This is a genomic window from Natronocalculus amylovorans, from assembly GCF_023638035.1.
GTDB classification, from domain to species: Archaea; Halobacteriota; Halobacteria; order Halobacteriales; family Haloferacaceae; genus Natronocalculus; species Natronocalculus amylovorans.
The window spans coordinates 203430-221300 of the sequence record NZ_JAKRVX010000003.1; the positions used below are offsets into that span (position 1 = coordinate 203430).

At 52.4% G+C, this 17871-nt stretch carries 23 protein-coding genes; 14 read left to right on the plus strand and 9 right to left on the minus strand.

Features of this window, described 5'->3' with window-relative positions:
- Window positions 1–4 precede the first annotated feature (4 nt).
- The 6 genes from AArcSt2_RS09165 (at window position 5) to AArcSt2_RS09190 (ending at window position 5225) form a co-directional block, all read left to right on the plus strand.
- Entirely contained in the window at window positions 5–847 is an 843-nt protein-coding gene (locus AArcSt2_RS09165; RefSeq protein ID WP_250584103.1) for an NOP5/NOP56 family protein, read from the plus strand.
- Window positions 844–1476, plus strand: a complete 633-nt coding sequence (locus AArcSt2_RS09170; protein WP_250584105.1) for a fibrillarin-like rRNA/tRNA 2'-O-methyltransferase — start codon at window positions 844–846, stop codon at window positions 1474–1476. Before AArcSt2_RS09165 ends, AArcSt2_RS09170 begins: the two co-directional genes overlap by 4 nt.
- 61 nt (window positions 1477–1537) lie before the next feature.
- Entirely contained in the window at window positions 1538–2890 is a 1353-nt protein-coding gene (locus tag AArcSt2_RS09175) for an NRAMP family divalent metal transporter (protein WP_174653777.1), read from the plus strand.
- 71 nt (window positions 2891–2961) lie between these two features.
- Window positions 2962–4038 carry a glutamate--cysteine ligase gene (locus AArcSt2_RS09180; protein WP_250584107.1) on the plus strand — a complete coding sequence of 359 codons (1077 nt, stop codon included), beginning with the start codon at window positions 2962–2964 and terminating at the stop codon, window positions 4036–4038.
- Between the two features lie 67 nt (window positions 4039–4105).
- A complete protein-coding gene (locus tag AArcSt2_RS09185; RefSeq protein ID WP_174653775.1) occupies window positions 4106–4696 on the plus strand; it encodes a winged helix-turn-helix domain-containing protein in 591 nt (196 codons plus the stop codon).
- A 34-nt stretch (window positions 4697–4730) separates the two neighbouring features.
- Complete coding sequence (locus tag AArcSt2_RS09190; RefSeq protein ID WP_250584109.1) at window positions 4731–5225, plus strand: phosphopantetheine adenylyltransferase; 495 nt, start codon at window positions 4731–4733, stop codon at window positions 5223–5225.
- A gap of 16 nt (window positions 5226–5241) precedes the next feature.
- Here AArcSt2_RS09190 and AArcSt2_RS09195 read toward each other — a convergent pair whose 3' ends face one another.
- On the minus strand, window positions 5242–5550 hold the full coding sequence (locus tag AArcSt2_RS09195; protein ID WP_174653773.1) for a transcription initiation factor IIB family protein: 309 nt from the start codon (window positions 5548–5550) through the stop codon (window positions 5242–5244).
- Between the two features lie 106 nt (window positions 5551–5656).
- Between AArcSt2_RS09195 and AArcSt2_RS09200 the strand changes: the two genes are divergently transcribed.
- The gene (locus tag AArcSt2_RS09200; protein WP_250584111.1) at window positions 5657–6115 is read left to right on the plus strand and encodes a hypothetical protein; all 459 of its coding nucleotides are present in this window, start codon (window positions 5657–5659) and stop codon (window positions 6113–6115) included.
- A 9-nt stretch (window positions 6116–6124) separates the two neighbouring features.
- Here the strand turns inward: AArcSt2_RS09200 and AArcSt2_RS09205 are convergent, their stop codons facing one another.
- The gene (locus tag AArcSt2_RS09205) at window positions 6125–7561 is read right to left on the minus strand and encodes an amidohydrolase family protein (RefSeq protein WP_250584113.1); all 1437 of its coding nucleotides are present in this window, start codon (window positions 7559–7561) and stop codon (window positions 6125–6127) included.
- A 169-nt stretch (window positions 7562–7730) separates the two neighbouring features.
- Here AArcSt2_RS09205 and AArcSt2_RS09210 point away from each other — a divergent pair, with 169 nt between their 5' ends.
- Entirely contained in the window at window positions 7731–7976 is a 246-nt protein-coding gene (locus tag AArcSt2_RS09210; protein WP_174653770.1) for a DUF7999 family protein, read from the plus strand.
- Here AArcSt2_RS09210 and AArcSt2_RS09215 read toward each other — a convergent pair.
- Complete coding sequence (locus AArcSt2_RS09215; protein WP_250584115.1) at window positions 7973–8299, minus strand: EthD family reductase; 327 nt, start codon at window positions 8297–8299, stop codon at window positions 7973–7975. The genes AArcSt2_RS09210 and AArcSt2_RS09215 overlap by 4 nt on opposite strands.
- A 102-nt stretch (window positions 8300–8401) precedes the next feature.
- Between AArcSt2_RS09215 and AArcSt2_RS09220 the strand changes: the two genes are divergently transcribed.
- Both AArcSt2_RS09220 and cutA read left to right on the plus strand, forming a co-directional pair.
- On the plus strand, window positions 8402–8569 hold the full coding sequence (locus AArcSt2_RS09220; RefSeq protein ID WP_250584117.1) for an HEWD family protein: 168 nt from the start codon (window positions 8402–8404) through the stop codon (window positions 8567–8569).
- Window positions 8570–8582: 13 nt separating this feature from the next.
- Window positions 8583–8909, plus strand: coding sequence for a divalent-cation tolerance protein CutA (gene cutA, locus AArcSt2_RS09225; protein WP_250584118.1), 327 nt, complete (start codon window positions 8583–8585; stop codon window positions 8907–8909).
- Here the strand turns inward: cutA and AArcSt2_RS09230 are convergent.
- A complete protein-coding gene (locus AArcSt2_RS09230; RefSeq protein ID WP_250584120.1) occupies window positions 8880–9149 on the minus strand; it encodes a hypothetical protein in 270 nt (89 codons plus the stop codon). The two genes, cutA and AArcSt2_RS09230, sit on opposite strands and share 30 nt — an antisense overlap.
- A 219-nt stretch (window positions 9150–9368) precedes the next feature.
- Here AArcSt2_RS09230 and AArcSt2_RS09235 point away from each other — a divergent pair, with 219 nt between their 5' ends.
- Window positions 9369–9545 (plus strand): hypothetical protein, encoded by a 177-nt coding sequence (locus tag AArcSt2_RS09235; protein ID WP_250584122.1) that lies wholly within the window; start codon window positions 9369–9371, stop codon window positions 9543–9545.
- 247 nt (window positions 9546–9792) lie between these two features.
- On the opposite strand, the gene AArcSt2_RS09240 is transcribed toward AArcSt2_RS09235, so the two are convergent.
- Window positions 9793–10077: a hypothetical protein gene (locus AArcSt2_RS09240; RefSeq protein ID WP_250584124.1), complete on the minus strand. Its 285-nt coding sequence runs from the start codon at window positions 10075–10077 to the stop codon at window positions 9793–9795.
- A gap of 30 nt (window positions 10078–10107) precedes the next feature.
- Entirely contained in the window at window positions 10108–10785 is a 678-nt protein-coding gene (locus AArcSt2_RS09245) for a phosphoglycolate phosphatase (RefSeq protein ID WP_174653763.1), read from the minus strand.
- 127 nt (window positions 10786–10912) lie between these two features.
- Here AArcSt2_RS09245 and dhaK point away from each other — a divergent pair, with 127 nt between their 5' ends.
- From dhaK to dhaM, 3 genes are read left to right on the plus strand one after another with little or no spacing between them, the layout of a single operon-like run.
- Window positions 10913–11908: a dihydroxyacetone kinase subunit DhaK gene (gene dhaK / locus AArcSt2_RS09250; RefSeq protein ID WP_174653762.1), complete on the plus strand. Its 996-nt coding sequence runs from the start codon at window positions 10913–10915 to the stop codon at window positions 11906–11908.
- A 51-nt stretch (window positions 11909–11959) separates the two neighbouring features.
- Window positions 11960–12676 carry a dihydroxyacetone kinase subunit DhaL gene (gene dhaL / locus AArcSt2_RS09255; RefSeq protein ID WP_174653761.1) on the plus strand — a complete coding sequence of 239 codons (717 nt, stop codon included), beginning with the start codon at window positions 11960–11962 and terminating at the stop codon, window positions 12674–12676.
- Window positions 12673–13062: a dihydroxyacetone kinase phosphoryl donor subunit DhaM gene (dhaM, locus tag AArcSt2_RS09260; RefSeq protein ID WP_174653760.1), complete on the plus strand. Its 390-nt coding sequence runs from the start codon at window positions 12673–12675 to the stop codon at window positions 13060–13062. The genes dhaL and dhaM overlap by 4 nt, the downstream gene beginning before the upstream one ends.
- A gap of 19 nt (window positions 13063–13081) precedes the next feature.
- Here dhaM and ptsP read toward each other — a convergent pair whose 3' ends face one another.
- From ptsP to AArcSt2_RS09275, 3 genes are read right to left on the minus strand one after another with little or no spacing between them, the layout of a single operon-like run.
- Window positions 13082–14797 (minus strand): phosphoenolpyruvate--protein phosphotransferase, encoded by a 1716-nt coding sequence (gene ptsP / locus AArcSt2_RS09265; RefSeq protein ID WP_250584126.1) that lies wholly within the window; start codon window positions 14795–14797, stop codon window positions 13082–13084.
- Between the two features lies 1 nt (window position 14798).
- On the minus strand, window positions 14799–15074 hold the full coding sequence (locus AArcSt2_RS09270; RefSeq protein ID WP_250584128.1) for an HPr family phosphocarrier protein: 276 nt from the start codon (window positions 15072–15074) through the stop codon (window positions 14799–14801).
- Between the two features lie 52 nt (window positions 15075–15126).
- Window positions 15127–17823, minus strand: a complete 2697-nt coding sequence (locus AArcSt2_RS09275) for a methyl-accepting chemotaxis protein (RefSeq protein WP_250584130.1) — start codon at window positions 17821–17823, stop codon at window positions 15127–15129.
- Window positions 17824–17871: the final 48 nt, after the last annotated feature.

Sequence of the window (17871 nt, forward strand, 5' to 3'; positions counted from 1 at the left end):
AGCCATGACACAACAGGGCTGGTTCGAAGGGGTTTCACCCGACGACAGCGATAGCACGATTGATCGGATACGCGATGGCGATTCGGATGCCCCCGATCACTGGCCGAAACGTGCCGTCGAAGCCGGCTTTTCAGCCGACGAAGAGACGTATTACGAACAACTCCGCTCGGTGACGATCGAGGCAACTCGGCAAGCAGTCAAAACACGCGAACAGGCAGACGATAGCCAACTTGTCCATGCGGTTCGAGCGATGGACGACTGCGATCGGACTGCGAACGAACTTGCAGAGCGAACCGCAGAGTGGGCTGGTACGCTTTTTGATGACGTTGATCCGCGATTAGAGGCAGTCCGATCGCTTGCAGAGAAGACACCACAAACGCCAGCAGAAGAGCAGGTACTCTCGCTTGCAAGCCAAGTTGATTCGCTTGCAACCGAGGCTGAGTCGCTCCGATCGTTCATTGAACAACGAGCCCCCGCAACTGCACCAAATCTCGATGCAATGGCGGGGCCAGTCCTTGCCGCGCGGCTCATTGCGCTTGCTGGTGGACTTGAGCAACTGGCAAAAAAGCCGAGTGGGACTGTGCAGGTACTTGGTGCTGAGGACGCTTTGTTCGCACATCTCGCAGGCCGTGCAAGCTCCCCAAAGCATGGCATCATATTTACCCACGAGTACGTTCGAGGGACGCCTCGTGAGAACCGCGGATCAGCTGCCCGAGCGCTTGCAGGAAAGCTTTCGATCGCGGCTCGAATCGACCACTACAGCGGCGAACTCAAACCGGAGATTCACGAGGAGTTGGATGAACGTATCGAGACAATTCGAGCGCGGACAGCTGGGGGTGACAAATGAGCGACCTTCCACGCGGTGTTGAGCGCCGATCGTTCGACGGCAAAGAACGGCTTGCGACCCGAGGGATGCCAGTGTACGGTGAACCAACTGACGGCGAGTGGCGACTGTGGGATGCTGGGCGATCGAAACTCGGTGCGATGATTGAACATGCAATGCCCGTTGGGCTTGCTGGCGGCGAGTCCGTGCTGTACCTTGGTGCTGCAAGCGGCACAACAGTGAGTCACGTTGCAGACTTTTCGGGCCCAACGTACGCGGTCGAGTTCGCCCCACGACCAACCCGTGATCTGCTCTCCGTTGCTGAGGATCGACCGAACCTGTTTCCGCTGCTCAAAGACGCAAGAAAACCACAGACGTACGCACATGTTGTCGAATCCGAACTCGACGTCATTGTACAGGATGTCGCGACCCGCGGGCAGGCAACGGTTGCGAACCGGAACGCACAGTTCCTCTCTGCTGATGGGCGGCTGGTAGCGGCGATCAAAGCCCGGAGTGAGGACGTTACGGCCGAACCGCAAGATGTCTTTGACCGGGTTGTTGACGAGCTTACAGCCGAGTATGAGATCGTTGAAACGCGATCGCTTGCACCATTCCACGATGATCATCTTGGAGTTGTTGCTGTTAAACGATAATATTCACAAGTAGTAACACAAAGTGGTAACACTTTACCCGTTGGGTAAAATTCGGTTAGGTATGAGTACATCAGGACAGTCCGGTGGTGTCGCCCACTATTTTTCGAGGTTGGGGCCAACGTGGCTAGCAGGTGCGATCGCTGCGGGTCCAGCAACGATGGCGAGCGTTCTTGTCGCCGGAGCAAGCTTTGGGTACGCACTGCTGTGGGTGGTTATTATTTCCGCCCTGTTTGGTGCGTTAGCACAGTATCTTTCGACGCGGCTTGCGCTCGCAACAGGTGAAGGAATCGTCCAGACCGTTGAGAATCGCTATGGATCGATCTGGGCGTGGATTTTGGTTATTGATGTTGTGCTTGCAGCAGGGCTTGCACAGCTTGTAATTATGAAAACGCTCGCGGATGTGAGCGCACTGATGAGCGGCTTTGATGCCCGGTTGTGGGGTGTCTTTTGGGCGATCGTTCTTGCAGTTGGATTGGCAGGTGGCGGCTACCGTGTTGCTGAGTTGGGTGCAAAGGTGATCGTTTCAGCTGTCGTGCTTGCATTTGTTGCATCATTGTTTGTTGTTCCAATCGATCTCTCAACCGCAGCAACCGGACTGGTTCCATCGATCCCTGCCGGCGTGAGCGGTGCACTCATCGCTGCAGGTGTCCTCGGTGGTGCGGTTCATATTACGATTATTACAATGCAGACGTACACCGTTCGTGCTCGGGGGTGGGACGACAGCGATCGATCGCTTGCACGGTTCGATATCTTTGCCTCAATGATTGTCGCATTTGGCCTGTTTAGTCTAGCAACATTTCTCGTTGCAGCGGGTGCCCTCCATGGCACGGTTGATGCAGCAGGCTTGGATGCAATCGCGGCCGCAGCTGCACTTGAGCCGATCGCCGGAACCTATGCACAGTGGCTCTTTCTTATCGGACTGCTTGGTGCGGCTGTGTCAACGCTCGGTGGAAATACAATTGTCCCACCGTTCCTCGTTGCTGATAAACTCGGCTGGGATACGGATGTAAGCGATCGTCGATACCGAACGCTCCTTGCAGCCACTGCCTTGCTTAGTGCAGGTGGTGCGTTCATCGAAGGTTCCTTTTTCCAACTGCTTGTGTTGGTCCTTGCGTTCGGACTGGTCGGCACACCATTTGCGATCGCAATCGTGGTGCTACTGGTTAACGATCGATCTGTTGTTGATGAGACACCCGGATTTGCATTAAACGTCGGTGCAGTTGCGCTGTTTTCCGTAACCACCGTACTTGCAGGCTCATTTGTGCAAGATGAGATTGCAAGCGGTCTTGATCCCCTCACACTGTTTGTTGTGGCCTTCGCAGTCGCGATGTCGATCGCAACCGTCGCACTGCTCGGAAGCCAATTCGTTTCGAAGCTCTCACAAAAAGAGACACCGGCGGAAAGTCAGCTGTAAAAACGTAGGTCGGTACAGTTGGCTACCGGCTTCAAGAGGTATTTATTAGTCGCCCACAAATGACCTCAGTAATGGAGACTGGCTCGGCTGCGGCGTTTACCCGGATGGGGACGCTTGGAATCGAAGAGGAATTTTATATTGTTGATTCAGCTGGACGGCCAACGTCCGGTATTGACGACCTTGTATACGGGCCTAAACCACCCGAGGCATTGGGTGAAGGCGTTGATCATGAACTGTTTCAGTGTACGATCGAGACACAAACACCCCTTATTGAGAAGCTTTCTGATGCGGAAACAAAACTACAAACGGTTCGTGAGGGGTTGATTGAACACGCAGCAACCCACGGATACAGAATTGCTGCAGCTGGATTACATCCTGCAGCGAAGTGGCGCGAACTCGATCATGCACAAAAGCCACGATACAGGGCACAGCTCGATCGAATCCAATACCCACAACACCGGAATACAACTGCGGGCCTACACGTCCATGTTGGTGTTGATGACGCTGATAAAGCAGTCTGGATTGCAAACGAGCTTCGATGGTATCTGCCACCCCTGCTTGCACTGTCTGCGAACTCTCCATTCTGGGATGGCTTCGATACTGGCCTCTCTTCAGCTAGGGCAAAAATATTCGAGAACCTTCCAAACACCGGTATGCCGACATATTTCGACGATTATGCAGCATTTGATCGGTTTGAGCGGCAGATGGTCGAACTTGGCTCAATCAACGATCGTGGTGAGCTATGGTACGACGTCCGCCCACATACCGGTCATGGAACTGTTGAAGTTCGGGCACCGGATGGACAGAAAGACCCGGCCGTTGTGCTTGCTTTTGTCGAATATGTCCATGCATTAGTTCTTGATTTGGCAGCCCGATATGAGGACAACGAATCAGCAACACAGCTCCGTCGAGAACTGCTTGATGAAAACAAATGGCGAGCGATTCGGTACGGCCATGAGGCATCCTTTATTGACCAGGATGGAGATACCGTAATCTCGCTCGCAGAGTTCGTCGATCGTGAAACCGATCGACTTGATGTCTCCGGCCTCAAGTTCGTATTTGAGGCGGAATCTAGTGCGGAGAGACAACGGCGAATCCATGCAGAAGATGGAATTGACGCGCTCTGTGAAGACCTCTGTCTGACATAATACAGTATTCGTCCTCGACCGAACAACAGAAACGCTTTTTGCACTCTCGCTCTGACAGTAACCTATTATGAAACCTGATCTACCTGATGACGAGTCCACCGCAGGTGACGAAGAGAGTGCTGACACAGATGAAACTGCATCTCGTGTTGGCCGCGAAGAGTTTGAGAAAACCAAAGCGCGACTTGAAGATAGTGCTGACAAAGCCGTTGCAGAGTTTGATGAAGGGATCGTTGATCTGCTCGCATGGGTACTTGACACTGAAACGCGAGCGAGAATCTTTGTGTATCTTCGACAGCACCCAAATCAGACGAGTGATGAGATTGCAGAAGGGACTGGACTCTATCCGAGTACTGTTCGTGAGGCACTCGCAGAACTGCATGATGAGGGCAAAGTCCTTCGTGACAAACGCGAGAGCGAGGGTGCTGGAAACAACCCGTTCGAGTACGAAGCGATCGCACCAAGCGAACTCGTTCGTGGTGTTGTTGGGCAGGTCCAAACAGAGTTGAATACAGTATTCAATCTGGACCGTCGTCTCGGTGGAAAAGACGAACAAGAAGATACCGAGCCAGTGACAATTACCGTTGAACAGCCGGGTGACAGCGATGCTGTTGGCGAAGAAAGTCAGAATGGTACGACCAACAAACCTGACGACGAGTAACGGCTTTTAAGAGTGCAGCGAACAACCCGGTGATATGAACGTCGCACTGGGCGGGACATTTGACCCCGTGCACGATGGTCACATCGCGTTATTTGAACGGGCAGTTGAGTTGGGCGATGTGACAATAGGACTCACATCTGACGAATTGGCACCGCAAACCCGTCATGTAGAGCGATACGTCCGTCCATTTGCAGAGCGAAAAGAGCGGCTTTACGACACGGTGGAACCGATCGCTGCAGCGCACAACCGATCATTCGAGATTCGCGAACTCACAACACCAACTGGGATTGCAACCGAGCCTGGGTTTGATATCCTCATTGTCTCACCGGAAACACAGTCCGGTGGTGAGCGTGTTAATGAAATTCGCGCTGAAAAAGGGCTTCCACCGCTACAGATTGAGATCGTCGATCACGTTCCCGCAGAAGATGGAAGACGGATTTCATCGACCCGGATCGTGAACGGAGAGATCGATCGACACGGAAATCTCACACCCGACAGGAATGGTCGAGAGGCAACCCAACCGGAATAACAATATAGTGGTCAGTTCACCACGTCGGCGGACGAAAGCCGGCGTCCGATAACAGATCTTTCCACTTTGATTGGATACTTAATCGAGTGACATCCATTGCAGCGGCAACTGCCCGCTGTGAACGCTCTTCTCCCGAAATAAGTGCCGCAGCATACAGTGCTGCTGCCGCAACGGCTGGTTTCGATCGGTCCTGTGGTGGTGTATGTGTTAGAAAGAGATCTGTTGCGTTCGATCGAACAGTATCGCTAAGTTCTAATTCCGTCACTGCGGCTGCAATTTGGTCAACCCACTCTTGATTTTCGACACGATCGCGGGCGCTGTACATTCGATTGTATACTCGTGTTCCTGTTTCTTAATATCTTGTACGCCGCCGGAATCAGACGCGATAATTATGGCGAGTGATTTATTCAGTTGCTCGCGCGTCTCCAAATATGAAACGGCGACAGCTCCTTTCTCTTTCCGTCGTTGGAGTGGCGATGAGCACCGCCGGCTGTATCACTGCTCGCCGAACCGCCCCGTTGATGTTTGATCCACAGCCGCCCGATAGACCTGATGAATGTCCATTTTCACACAATTTTGACGTTGCGTTTCCGGTCCCGCTCGAAGATGAGTCGGTCGAAACGCTCACAGCGGCATACGAACGTGAACTACGCGCGAGCGATGGTGTCGATCCTGACACACTATCGATCGAGGTGACGCTTACGTCATGGGGACAAAGCTACATCGCAGATCTTCGCGTCACTGTTGATGATGTCGATACGGGCGAGACCTACAGTGCCGCATACTATGTTGACGAGCGACAGCTGATGCGATCGACGGCAGACGGAACTGAACTCCCTGTTGACCCACGAGAGGGCCACTCACTTGAATGTCGACAACGGATTGACTGATCGCTCAGGTTAGAGGTAGCCGTCTGTTACGGCCGTCACTACGCTTGAATCTGCAGCTCTCCATGCGTCTTCTGCCCGATCGAATACCGCTGTTGCTCGATCGATCGCATCTGCAATAACCTTCTCAGAGTCAATGGTGACGAACTCATGGTCACGCAGTAACGCGGTCCCGTTGACAAAGACATCACGAACGTCCATGCCGCTTGCGCCGTAGACGAGGTTTGGAATCGCAGTGTGAAATGGCCTCGAAACGGTTGGTGCAATGCCTACTGATTCTAGATCGACCGTTATGATATCTGCCTGTTTTCCAACCGTGAGCGATCCAACATGGTCATCAAGGCCAAGCACTCGTGCTGCATCAATCGTGACAAGTTTGAGCGCATCCCATGCAGGGAGTGCAGTTGGGTCGGTATTCGCCGCTTTTGAACAGAGCGCTGCAGTACGAAGCTCTCGAAGCATGTTATGTCCACCTGGGCCCGGTGCTTGATCGGTTCCGATCGCTGCAATACCACCATGCGAGCGATACTCGACGAGCGGTGGGACAATACCATCAATGGCAACGATTGAGGATGGACACCCGATCATACGAACCGACTGCTCAGCTAGTACTGCTCTTTCATCGGGTGTTGCGCCATGTAGATGTGTTGCGATCAACCGATCGGAAAGCAATCCATGCGATTCTAACACGGAGACAGTTGTCTCATTGGTACCATATCGCGCAGCAATCTGTCGTGCTTCCCGTTGGCCTTGTGCAACATGCATGTGAATCCGTCGTCCCGTTTCGCTGCTTCGCTGTTCGATCTCGGTGAGGAGATCAATAGAGACCATATCCAACGCTTGTGGACCGTACATGGGCGTTACGAGTGGGTTTTCCTCGTATGTCTCGAACACCGATTCCGCCTGTGCAAGCTCTTTGTGTCCCTGTGCTCGATCGAATGGGTACGGTGTGTCCGGGTCGTTGGTAGCCCTGTCAGCCGAAATTTCGTTTATCATCTCCGTTGCAACAGTTCGGACGCCAAGTGGGAGATACACCGATTCAACATACTGCCCGACATCTTTTGTGTACTCACAGATTGTTGTCGCACCAGTTCTGATCGCTTCGATCGCACCGAGACGCGCGCCTGCAATCCGATCGGATTCGGTCATTGCGTTTGCGATCGGCCCCAACGCTGCGTTCATCCACTCGATCTCTGGAACATCCTGTGCTGCACCACGAATCAGTGTCTGACTCATGTGCGTATGCGCGTTGAGTAGCCCCGGTAGTACCATACAGCCAGCCGCATCGATCGTCTCCGAAGCAGCCGGACAGTCTGCTGTTGGGCCAACATATGCAATCTTCCCATCCTTAATGCCAACTGCACCATCATCGACGATCCCGACACCACCGGATGTTCCAACCGCGTCATCCATCGTCACAACGAGGGCATTTGTGATTCGCGTATCCATGGCGACAGTTCACAAACAACAAATAAACACGTGTCGGGTGTCGTATATTGAGATATACTCACAAACAACCTATTTTTATTCATTGTTCACTAAGTATATAGCAAACAATACACGAGATGTAGTGTTTCTAGCCCCTAGAACTAAATATTCTACGGCTATAGCATGCTGTATGGAAACAAACGCTACGTTCCGTGTCCTCGCAGAGCAAAATAATCATGGCGCACTTACCGTAGAACATCCGAATGACAATGCAACATTTCACGTTGTCTCATATGCCAATGAAGGTGTCAAACGAGCCGCACAATCGCTGCAACCAGGCTCGACAGTTGAGATGACGCTCTCTCGTGCTGGCGTTCGAAGCAACGTCTGGCAGGCCGAGTCAGTGACGCGAACCGAAACGGACACGACGTTTTAATTGGGTTTTTTATCTACCTGGACGTTTTCTTCAACAATCATTCGTGGACCGGCACCAACTTGGATGAACTCCGCTGCATCGGTCATTGTTTCTTCACCTACTTGTGAGTCGAATGCGGCAGACAGTGCCTCCATATCTTCAAAATAGAGCTCTAATACGCCATCATATGCGGCGTGTTCTGGAGACGTTGGCAATGATGTTGTATATTTGTGGACGCCCGGAAGCGCAGACGCAATCGGAGTGTGGGTTTCTAACCAGTAGGTTTTGAACTCTTCATGCGTGAGCGCTGGGTCTCGGATTAGAAACTCAACAAGCTTGATCATACCTCATAATTATTTGTGCGGTATTTTGTCGTGTCGATTTTGCCAGTCGAGCTCCCTGCCGAGTGAGACACGCTTAACTCGATCGCTGCCCCGTATATGGGTATGAGTGGAACACTTCGCACGCCAACAAAACGGGTTTGTGAACTGTGCGATCGGGCAGAAAAATGGGATACAGACGGTGGATCGTGGGTTGTTGACACAACTCCCGGGAATGTCTACTGTATCCACGAGTGGGATATCAACGGTACATTTGTGCCGTTTGAAGAGTAACCTCTCGACCGGCATGCCAACCCTATATATGACCGCGCCGTCCGAGAGTGCCGCTGAGATCGCACAGACGGTCGTGGATGAACGGCTTGCAGCATGTGTCAACCAGTTCCCATGCCGATCGACATACCGATGGGATGGGGATGTTCACACAGGCGATGAGACTATTTTGCTTATTAAAACAACAGCGGAGGGATATCGCCAGCTCGTCGATCGGCTTCTTGAACTGCATCCGTATGACGTGCCATGTATTGAGCGATTTGACGAATCCCATATCCATGATCCATTCGCTTCGTGGATTACTGACTCAGTTTCACCGCACGTAGGCGGCGATCGCCAATAATCCACTGGCAAGGACGGCGACCACACCGATCGGTCCGATCATTGTGTATCCGATCGCGGGTCCAATAAGAAGGCCAAGAATACCACCGCCTTGCTGGAGCGCTCGCCCAAATTCGGTGAGTTCGATCGATCGGATCTGCAGGAAGTTCTCATAACGGAACGCACGCGCTGGATCAACGATACTGAGACCGGAGAACGCTCCAGCTAGTCCAAGAATCAACAGGAGCAGGATGTCGAACATGTGGATGGTACGATGTACAGGATCCAGTTAATTGTACGGTGGTCACTGATTGCGTATCTGCGACACGATCTGAACCGTTTTAATGGGAGTTTGAGTGGTGAGTAATCGATGTGATCTGTGGCGGTCATTCTGAATGTACACACACTCATGGAACGGTGTATGTGTGCGGCTCTTACCCAAGCGGGACACCCTCTACTTGATTGAGTGTGTTTGTTTATCATGGTGTCTGAAAGTAAATCACACTGCCCGTACTGTGATGCAAACGTTAGTCTCTCGCTTCCTCGTGGGGCGAACTTCGGCGGTGCAACAAAGACAAAAAAGGATGCAGAGTATGAGCACGAAGAGACGTGTGCGATGTGTGGCGACCATTTTTACGTACATTACACACTAAACTAATGTCTCGAATGGCTTGCATCTCAGTCGCGTCTCGTATTCGGTAACGCGGCGATCGCGTTCACTGAACCGTCGAACATGGTGACTGTTGGTGGGTCGTGCTTCACAACTCCCGCAGCCGCACCGATAGAGACGAAAACAACGGTTGCAAATCTTTCCCATCAAGCCCGATAATCCTCGGAATGAATCGTTTACGCGGATCGCTAGCAATTGCTATCAAAAATAGGACCGGGTTGATTTCATAGACCGTTCAAAAAAGTTCTTGCCAAACCACAACCGCTGCAGCACCGAGGAGTGGCGCAGCCATTCCAAACGTCCCTGCGGCTAAATAGCCGACTATTGGAGAAAACAAAAATAACAAGATGCCGCCCGCTTGTTGTTTCATGATACCGTATTCAGATAGCTCGACAGAGTCAACCTCGCCAAGGTTTTCGACACGAAATGCGATTTCTGGATACTGAATCATCAGAACTGAAATCGCGCCAACGCACCCCGCAGCGACTAGCAGTACAAACGTGATTAGCAGCTGCCACATATAGTACAGGCAGCTATGGGTATTTATTATTTATATTGACTGGGTCCGGAGGCGATCGAGAATTGATAGTGTTCCATCAAAGTATGACTCATCGACAACCGTTTCTGCAGCCGCTTTTGCCTTCTCATCGGCGTTTGCAACTGCATATGAATCCCCTGCAGTGTTGAACAGTGACACATCGTTTTCGCTGTCGCCGATCGCCACAAACTCACTCGGATTTAGATCAAGAATGTCACAGATCGCTTCAAGCCCTGCGCCTTTCTCCACACCGGGTGTTTTGACGTGGAATGCGTAGCCGGTATCAACTACTTCAAGACCGAACTCCGCTGCAACGTCTCGAAGCAGTGACTCATCACCGTCGATCGATACGGCAATCTCGGTCTCTCGCCAGCGGTTCGTTGTATCGACATCGCCGTAGCCAAGATCACCGCCACGATCAAGAAACTCTCTCACTGCGTTTGCAGCACGATCGGGATCACCGGTAAACCGAATCGTGTCACCTGCATACACAACCCCGCCATTCTCTGCAATCACGTGTTCTGGAATACCAAGGAAATGACAGAGCGCAACCGGATACGGAAACGACTTTCCAGTCGCAATAACGATCGGCGCATCCCAACGTTGGAGCGCTCCAAAAAGCCGTGGATCGATCGTGTGCTCCGGTGTTGTTAGTGTACCATCAATATCCAGCGCGAGCGGTGGAACCATGTTCGATCATCGGCGGCGATCGGGAAAAACAGCGTTGATTCACGAGGTATATCAAATAATTGTTCTCTACAACAGTAAGAATAAAAAATAGAACTATCTGGTATCGGGTCCCATAGTACTGTGGATCATGAAGAAGTTAATTAACGATCCGGAAGATATCGTCGATGAGATGCTCGAAGGGATGGTTTTGGCGTACCCAGATCGGCTTCGCCGCCTCGACGGGACAGAAGTGCTCGTCCGGGCAGATGGTCCGGTCGATGGCAAAGTCGGACTCGTTTCCGGTGGCGGTAGTGGTCACGAACCAACCCACGCAGGCTACATTGGTGATGGAATGCTCGATGGAGCCGCTGCAGGACAGGTATTCACCTCTCCAACCGCAGACCAGCTGAGTGAGATGGTCAAAGCCTGCGATGCAGGTGAGGGTGTTCTCAACATCGTGAAAAACTACGAAGGCGATGTGATGAACTTTGATACCGCAGCTGAGATGGCTGCAATGGAGGATATCGAAGTTGAGCAGGTTGTTGTTGATGACGACGTTGCAGTCGAAGATTCGTTGTATACCTCCGGCCGCAGAGGTGTCTGTGGAACGATTCTTGTTCACAAAGCAGCTGGTGCAAAAGCAGCAGCCGGCGGCGATCTTTCGGAAGTTAAAGCCGTTGCAGAGAAAGTAATTGAAAACACGGGGACAATGGGAACTGCACTTACTTCCTGTGTCACGCCAGACAAAGGCGAACCAACATTTGATCTTGGTGAAGACGAGATCGAACTCGGTATCGGTATCCACGGCGAGCCAGGGACCGAGCGCACAGACATGATGAGTGCAGATGAGATCACAACACACCTCACCGAAAAGGTCCTTGAGGATCTTGCTCTCGATGACGGACAAGAAGTGATGACGATCGTCAACGGGATGGGTGGCACGCCACTAATGGAACTCTTTGTTGTCAACCGGAAACTCCAAGAAATTCTTGGTGAACACGGTCTCGAAACATGGGATAGCTGGGTTGGCGACTACATGACCTCGCTCGATATGATGGGCTGTTCGGTCACCGTCTGTGCGGTTGATGATGAGCTCAAAGAACTTCTTGGCGCACCAGTTGACACACCAGCGCTAAAACAGTAACCCAGCATCGAATGCCACAACTACATTATTTATGAGGACGAAGACACAGCTATGAGCGACGAGGAACAGCGGGAGGCCGTTTTGATGGCGATCGATCGTGTCGCAACGCGAATGCAAGATGAGAAGTCACATCTCACTGATCTCGACTCCGCAATTGGTGATGCTGACCACGGTGCAAACCTTGCCCGTGGGTTTACTGCCGCAGCAGAGGCAGTCGAGGGGAGCGAGGATGACGTTGATGAGATTGTAAAAAAGATTGGCGTAACACTGATTTCAAAAGTCGGTGGTGCATCCGGGCCGCTGTATGGCGGTTCGATTATGAGTGCAAGCCAAACCCTCTCAGAGGAGGGTCTCACCGCTGAGACCTCGATCGCGTTCGCAGAGGCATATTTAGAAAAGGTCCTTGACCGTGGTGGGGCCCGTGTGGGCTCAAAAACGATGGTTGATGCACTCACACCTGCAGTGCACACCTACAAGAAATCGATCGAGGTTGATGAACTTCCACCAGTAACTGCACTTGCGAAGGCAGTTGCAGCAGCAGAGCGAGGTGTCGCATTTACCGTTCCGATTCGTGCGGAGAAGGGACGCGCATCGTTCCTTGGTTGGCGCTCAGTTGGTCATCAAGACCCCGGTGCAACGTCAACGCTCTTTATTATGCAAGAGCTGCTCGCAACCGCAGAAAAATTCACCGAGGGCGAGACCGATGTCGATGCGCTTGCGCCAAGTGAGCCTGACGTTGATCCAGATGACGACGGGGGAGACGAATGATCGGTCTTGTTGTTGTCTCCCATAGCAGTAAAGCCGCCGAGGGAATCTGTGAGATTGCAGCACAGATGGCTGGTGGTGCAACGATCGAACCAGCTGGTGGGGATGGTGAGGGTGGTATCGGGACTTCTGCGCCGCGGATTCAAGATGCGATCGAGACTGTTGATGATGGCGATGGCGTTGTCATCCTTGTTGACCTCGGCAGTGCGGTGATGAACGCAGAGCTTGCGATCGAGATGGCAGAGACTGAGTCGGATGTTGTGATCGCTGATGCACCAGTGTTAGAGGGTGCACTTAACGGCGCAGTTGAAGCCTCAAATACAAAAGCGACTGTCGAATCAGTGGTTGAAAAAGCCGAAGACGCACGAGAGTATCACAAAGTCAACTAAACGGCAATCACGTCTTCTGTTATTTTTCTATTTCAAGCGCGGCCCGGACTTCCGTGTGCGTTTCACACGCGAGCACCGTCTCTGCAAGCTCTCTTGCAGCCGCTGTGTCTGTGTCTTTCACTGCTTGTTTTACCTCCGGAATCGTGACCGCACTCATACTCAGCTCAGAAAGGCCCAAGCCAATCAATAGCTCCGTAAGAGTTGGATCACCGGCCATTTCACCGCACATTCCGACCCATGCATCATTGTTTTCTGCGGCCGTCGTTGTATGATCGATCGCTCGCAGTACTGCCGGTGCGAGTGGGTCTTGATACGAGTCCATCCGGTCGAGATCACGCTGCGCGGCAAGCACGTATTGAACCAGATCGTTCGTTCCGATGCTTAAGAAATCGACACGCTTTGCAAATGCGTTCGCGAGAAAAACAGAGCCAGGTGTTTCGATCATCACACCAAGTTCTGGAACACGCGCAGTGACTCCCTCAGCATCGAGGGCAGTCTGCACGCGTTCAACACGATCGATCGCAGCCGCAAGCTCTTCGACGGTTGAAACGAGCGGAAACATCACCGCAATCGAGTCACCGACATCAGTCGCGGCGACACGGAGGAGTGCACGAAGCTGTGTTTCGAATAGGTCTGTGTGTTCCTCAAGTGAGAGCCGGATTCCACGTGCCCCTAAAAATCCATTCTCTTCGGGGTCGAGCGAGAGATACGGAATCGGTTTATCCCCACCGATATCTGCGGTTCGAATAATCACATGGCCATCGTTGTTTGCACATCGATCGGCAAACTGTGAACAGACCTCGTAGTATGCCTCGAACTGTTCATCCTCCGTTGGTGGTGCATCCCGATCGAGAAACAGAAACTCCGTTCGAAAGAGCCCAACACCGTCGGCTCCTGCTTTGACGGCGGGGGGTGCTTCGGCTGGCGTTCCAAGATTACCTGCGACCTCAATTGGGACCGAATTAGCGGTCGTTACTGATGAGTTGGTTACCGCTGCGGTTGTCTCCGCTTCGTACTGTTTGATCGCTTCCCTGTCAGGCCCAACGATGATTGTCCCTCCGTTTCCATCAACGACAACGGTCTCTCCCTCTGTAACTGTCCGAAGATCGTCACCAACACCAACAACGGCAGGAATCCCAAGCGATCGAGCGATGATCGCTGCATGCGATGTTCGGCCGCCTTTTACGGTCGCCACACCTGCAATTGATTCCGGCGAAAGCTGTGCGGTATCACTTGGGGTGAGCAAATCGGCAAACACAACACTTCCATCGGGAAGTGCCGAGAGATCAGTGCGCTCTGCACCCCTGAGAATCCGAATCAGTCGATCGCGAACATCTCGCAGATCGTCTGCTCGCTCGGCCATCATCCCATCCATCGCCGAAAACTGTTTGATCGGCCCAGCGAATGCCTCCCGAACCGCGTTCTCTGCGACCACTCCGGATTCTACAGCCGTTTTGACTGCGGATTCGATCTGTGGATCTTTGAGGAACTGTTTGTGTGCCTCAAACACGTTCGCTTCTTCATCACCGACGCGTTCACGTGTCCGATCGCGCTCAGTTTCTACCTCTTCGATCGCAGTATTCCGAGCAGTTTCAAATCGCTCAAACTCAACAGCAGGATCATCCGAAGGCTCCTGTGCAGTGTCCGCAGAGACGGTGCTCTCACGCTCATACCAAATAACTGTCCCAACACCTGATCGCGGGGTTGCTCCAACCCCTGTGAGCTGTTTTGCCATCCTACTGTGATTCGTCTACGGTTTCTGTCAGTACGGCCTCAAGCGCATCCAAGACCGCCTCTGCATCGTCACCGTCAGCCACCAACTTCACACTATTGCCGCCTTTTATACCGAGTCCAGTGACTGCAAGCATGCTATCTGCGGCAACTGCGGGCCGCGACTCATCAACTGGCTCAACAGTAACGCGCGCCTCATACTCGCCCGCAGTTTCAACAAACTTTGCTGCTGGCCGTGCATGCAACCCATCTTCGGGAACAACAGTAACAACTCGTTCCATGTATGAGCCATGGTGCTACCACCAATTATACTTAGCCTGAATTCTCACCGCGCTATTCGGCCTGCTGTTGTTTATACAGTGACAACTGCTGTTCAATCTGCGCATTGAGCCGATCAAGACCTTCTTCAACACCTCGTGTCTGAATGTCATCATATGCGTTTGCGACGATCGTTCGAACCGTATCAAATGGGCCAATCCGAGCACCTTGTGTACCTGTTGTCCGATCGCTCGCCAGCAGCTGCTCGATTGCAACCTCATAACCTGGATTTGTCTCAAACCAGCCATCTGTTTCGAGCATGTTGACTGTGTTCTTATTCACTGGTAGATAGCCTGTTTCGCGGTGCCATCGAGCCTGTTGCTCCGGCTCTGCCAACCATGAAAGGAATTCACCAGCTGCCGCTTGTTCCTCGGTTGGTGCCTCATTCGATACCCAAAGTGAGCCACCACCAACGACCACACCAGTCCGGTCACCTGCCGCAGGAAGTGCGCTGACGCCAAGAGAGAACGGAACGGAATTCCGTATCGATCCGAGCGATGAGGCTGACGCAATTAGCATCGCAGCCTGTCCGTTTATGAACGCATCCCGCGCTGCGCCACGAGCTTCAATACCGGGATTATCGTATAAGCCATCCGCCTCAAGCGACTGCCACCATTCATACAGTTTGTAGGCTGGCTCGCTGTTGAAATACGCCGTCCTGGCAGTGCCAGCATGCCCGTTTTCTTTGTCTACAAGCGGTTGGTCTGCAGCGGCCATCCACTGTTCAACGAACCACGAGTAGTTTGCGAACGTGATCCCGCTGTCTGCGTTGGTGTTTGAGACGATCGATTCAGCGGCCGATCGTACCGCAGCAAACGTCTCTGGAGGATGTTCTGGATCTAACCCTGCGTCTGCAAATAGCGTTTCATTGTAACAAAGGACTGGCACTGAGGAATTAAATGGCAGCGAGTGCAGTTGTCCATCAGTCCGGTAATAATCAACAATTGGATCCAGATACTCTTTCGTTGCACCTGATGGCAAAAGCGCCTCAACTGGCGTGAACCGCCCGCTGTCGACTGCTTGGGCGGTTCCAATTTCGTAAAACTGTGCAAGCGTTGGCCCCGACCCGTTTTCAACCGCAGTCAACGTCATATCAAACGTATCACGATAACTGCCCTGTGAAACGGGAGTGATATCTATCTCTTCTGCCTGTGCGGAGAACTCACGGGCGAGCGATTCAAGCAATACGCCCTTTTCGCCACCCATTGCATGCCAGAACTCAACGTTCGTCTCACTGTCCGTGGTTTGTTTTTCAGTGAGGGTAAACTCGGAGAGGCGTCGATCAAGAGCAGTTGTTCGCTCGATGAGTGTTGTAACGCTTGTTGAGACTTCAGAGACTGCGGTTGCATGGCTACCCATCGTTACCGAAACCTCTGCTGCTCGATCGGTCGTTTCTGCGGCAAGTTCATCTACATCTTCAACCATCGCGGCCGCCTCCTGTAGCGAGCTGGCTTGATCATCTGTGGCTTCGCTTATTTCTTGGACACCAACGTTCGTCTCTTCGATCTCATCTGCAATCTCTTTGAACGTTTCTGCAGCGGTATCAACTGTCTCGACGCCTTTTTCTACTTGGTCTGCAGTCGTTTGCATCTCCGTAAGCGTCTCAGCGGCTTCTGTTTTGACAGCGTCGACTGCTTGTGTGATTTCTGTTGCGGCTTCCTCTGCGTCCTCCGCTAATGATTTGACCTCTTCTGCAACGACCGCAAACCCGGACCCTGCGTCTCCGGCGCGTGCGGCTTCGATCGACGCATTGAGCGCGAGAATGTTTGTCTGTCCTGCAACGTCGGTAATAAACGATGCGCTCTCTTCGATCGCTTCAACTCGTTCATCAAGCGTTTCGATCGATTCAAGCACTCGATCAGTTCGACTTGAGATCTCTGCCAGCTCTGTGCTTGCTTGGATTGCAGCATCTCTCCCTGCAGACCCTTTCTCAGCGACGGCTGACGATGTTGTGGCAACCTCCTCTGCGGATGAGGCAACCTCTTCGGTTGCTGCAGAGAGCTGTCTAATCTCTCCACCCAATTCCGCGATCATCTCACTTTGGTCGGTCATGTCCGTGGCGATCGAATCGACTGCAGCCGTTGCATCATGACTCGCTTGCTTGATTGAGCCGATCCGATCGCTGACACGCCCTGTCGCACCGTTAACTTGATTCCCAAATCCAGCCACGTTCGTAACTGTCTCTTGATATGATTCAAGCAGTACATTGAGTGCCTCTACTGCGTCCGAAGCATCCTCAGTTGTATATGTTTCCTCAGCACGCGCAGTGAGGTTCCCCTCGGCTGCAGCTTCCATCACCGCGGTTACTGCCTCAAGCGCATCCGAGGCGTCCGAATCTACTGACTGCTCCGTTAATGTACCTTCACTTGTGGACGCATCGGCTCCAGCGATATCTTGGCCTACAGTTAACCCATCAGCCGCTTGAGTACGGTCGCCCCCCTGTCCATTTCTATCCACGTCTGGCACGTCTCTTCTTTCTACTTCAGAGCTGTTCTCTTTCTGTCCATCGTTTGTGGATGTTCGAAAAAGACCACCAAAGAATCCCGCAGCAAGGCTGGCTGTGTTGGCTACGTCGGTTCCGTAGATCAATCCGTACCCAACAGAAACAACTGCGATCGCACCAACGAAAACGATCATCGCCCGGTAGCGCTTTCCTCGCCCAACATGTCCACGAGTATGAATATACGTCTCTCGTGTCCCGGAGATATACATATGTTGTGGTCACACGAATTAACGAATAAAATTATGTCTCCAGTTATT

Coding starts and splice junctions, on each gene's coding strand:
- AArcSt2_RS09165 (WP_250584103.1), top strand. CDS start 5: ATGACACAACAGGGCTGGTTCGAAGGGGTTTCACCCGACGACAGCGAT.
- AArcSt2_RS09170 (WP_250584105.1), top strand. CDS start 844: ATGAGCGACCTTCCACGCGGTGTTGAGCGCCGATCGTTCGACGGCAAA.
- AArcSt2_RS09175 (WP_174653777.1), top strand. CDS start 1,538: ATGAGTACATCAGGACAGTCCGGTGGTGTCGCCCACTATTTTTCGAGG.
- AArcSt2_RS09180 (WP_250584107.1), top strand. CDS start 2,962: ATGGAGACTGGCTCGGCTGCGGCGTTTACCCGGATGGGGACGCTTGGA.
- AArcSt2_RS09185 (WP_174653775.1), top strand. CDS start 4,106: ATGAAACCTGATCTACCTGATGACGAGTCCACCGCAGGTGACGAAGAG.
- AArcSt2_RS09190 (WP_250584109.1), top strand. CDS start 4,731: ATGAACGTCGCACTGGGCGGGACATTTGACCCCGTGCACGATGGTCAC.
- AArcSt2_RS09195 (WP_174653773.1), bottom strand. CDS start 5,550: ATGTACAGCGCCCGCGATCGTGTCGAAAATCAAGAGTGGGTTGACCAA.
- AArcSt2_RS09200 (WP_250584111.1), top strand. CDS start 5,657: ATGAAACGGCGACAGCTCCTTTCTCTTTCCGTCGTTGGAGTGGCGATG.
- AArcSt2_RS09205 (WP_250584113.1), bottom strand. CDS start 7,561: ATGGATACGCGAATCACAAATGCCCTCGTTGTGACGATGGATGACGCG.
- AArcSt2_RS09210 (WP_174653770.1), top strand. CDS start 7,731: ATGGAAACAAACGCTACGTTCCGTGTCCTCGCAGAGCAAAATAATCAT.
- AArcSt2_RS09215 (WP_250584115.1), bottom strand. CDS start 8,299: ATGATCAAGCTTGTTGAGTTTCTAATCCGAGACCCAGCGCTCACGCAT.
- AArcSt2_RS09220 (WP_250584117.1), top strand. CDS start 8,402: ATGAGTGGAACACTTCGCACGCCAACAAAACGGGTTTGTGAACTGTGC.
- cutA (WP_250584118.1), top strand. CDS start 8,583: ATGCCAACCCTATATATGACCGCGCCGTCCGAGAGTGCCGCTGAGATC.
- AArcSt2_RS09230 (WP_250584120.1), bottom strand. CDS start 9,149: ATGTTCGACATCCTGCTCCTGTTGATTCTTGGACTAGCTGGAGCGTTC.
- AArcSt2_RS09235 (WP_250584122.1), top strand. CDS start 9,369: ATGGTGTCTGAAAGTAAATCACACTGCCCGTACTGTGATGCAAACGTT.
- AArcSt2_RS09240 (WP_250584124.1), bottom strand. CDS start 10,077: ATGTGGCAGCTGCTAATCACGTTTGTACTGCTAGTCGCTGCGGGGTGC.
- AArcSt2_RS09245 (WP_174653763.1), bottom strand. CDS start 10,785: ATGGTTCCACCGCTCGCGCTGGATATTGATGGTACACTAACAACACCG.
- dhaK (WP_174653762.1), top strand. CDS start 10,913: ATGAAGAAGTTAATTAACGATCCGGAAGATATCGTCGATGAGATGCTC.
- dhaL (WP_174653761.1), top strand. CDS start 11,960: ATGAGCGACGAGGAACAGCGGGAGGCCGTTTTGATGGCGATCGATCGT.
- dhaM (WP_174653760.1), top strand. CDS start 12,673: ATGATCGGTCTTGTTGTTGTCTCCCATAGCAGTAAAGCCGCCGAGGGA.
- ptsP (WP_250584126.1), bottom strand. CDS start 14,797: ATGGCAAAACAGCTCACAGGGGTTGGAGCAACCCCGCGATCAGGTGTT.
- AArcSt2_RS09270 (WP_250584128.1), bottom strand. CDS start 15,074: ATGGAACGAGTTGTTACTGTTGTTCCCGAAGATGGGTTGCATGCACGG.
- AArcSt2_RS09275 (WP_250584130.1), bottom strand. CDS start 17,823: ATGTATATCTCCGGGACACGAGAGACGTATATTCATACTCGTGGACAT.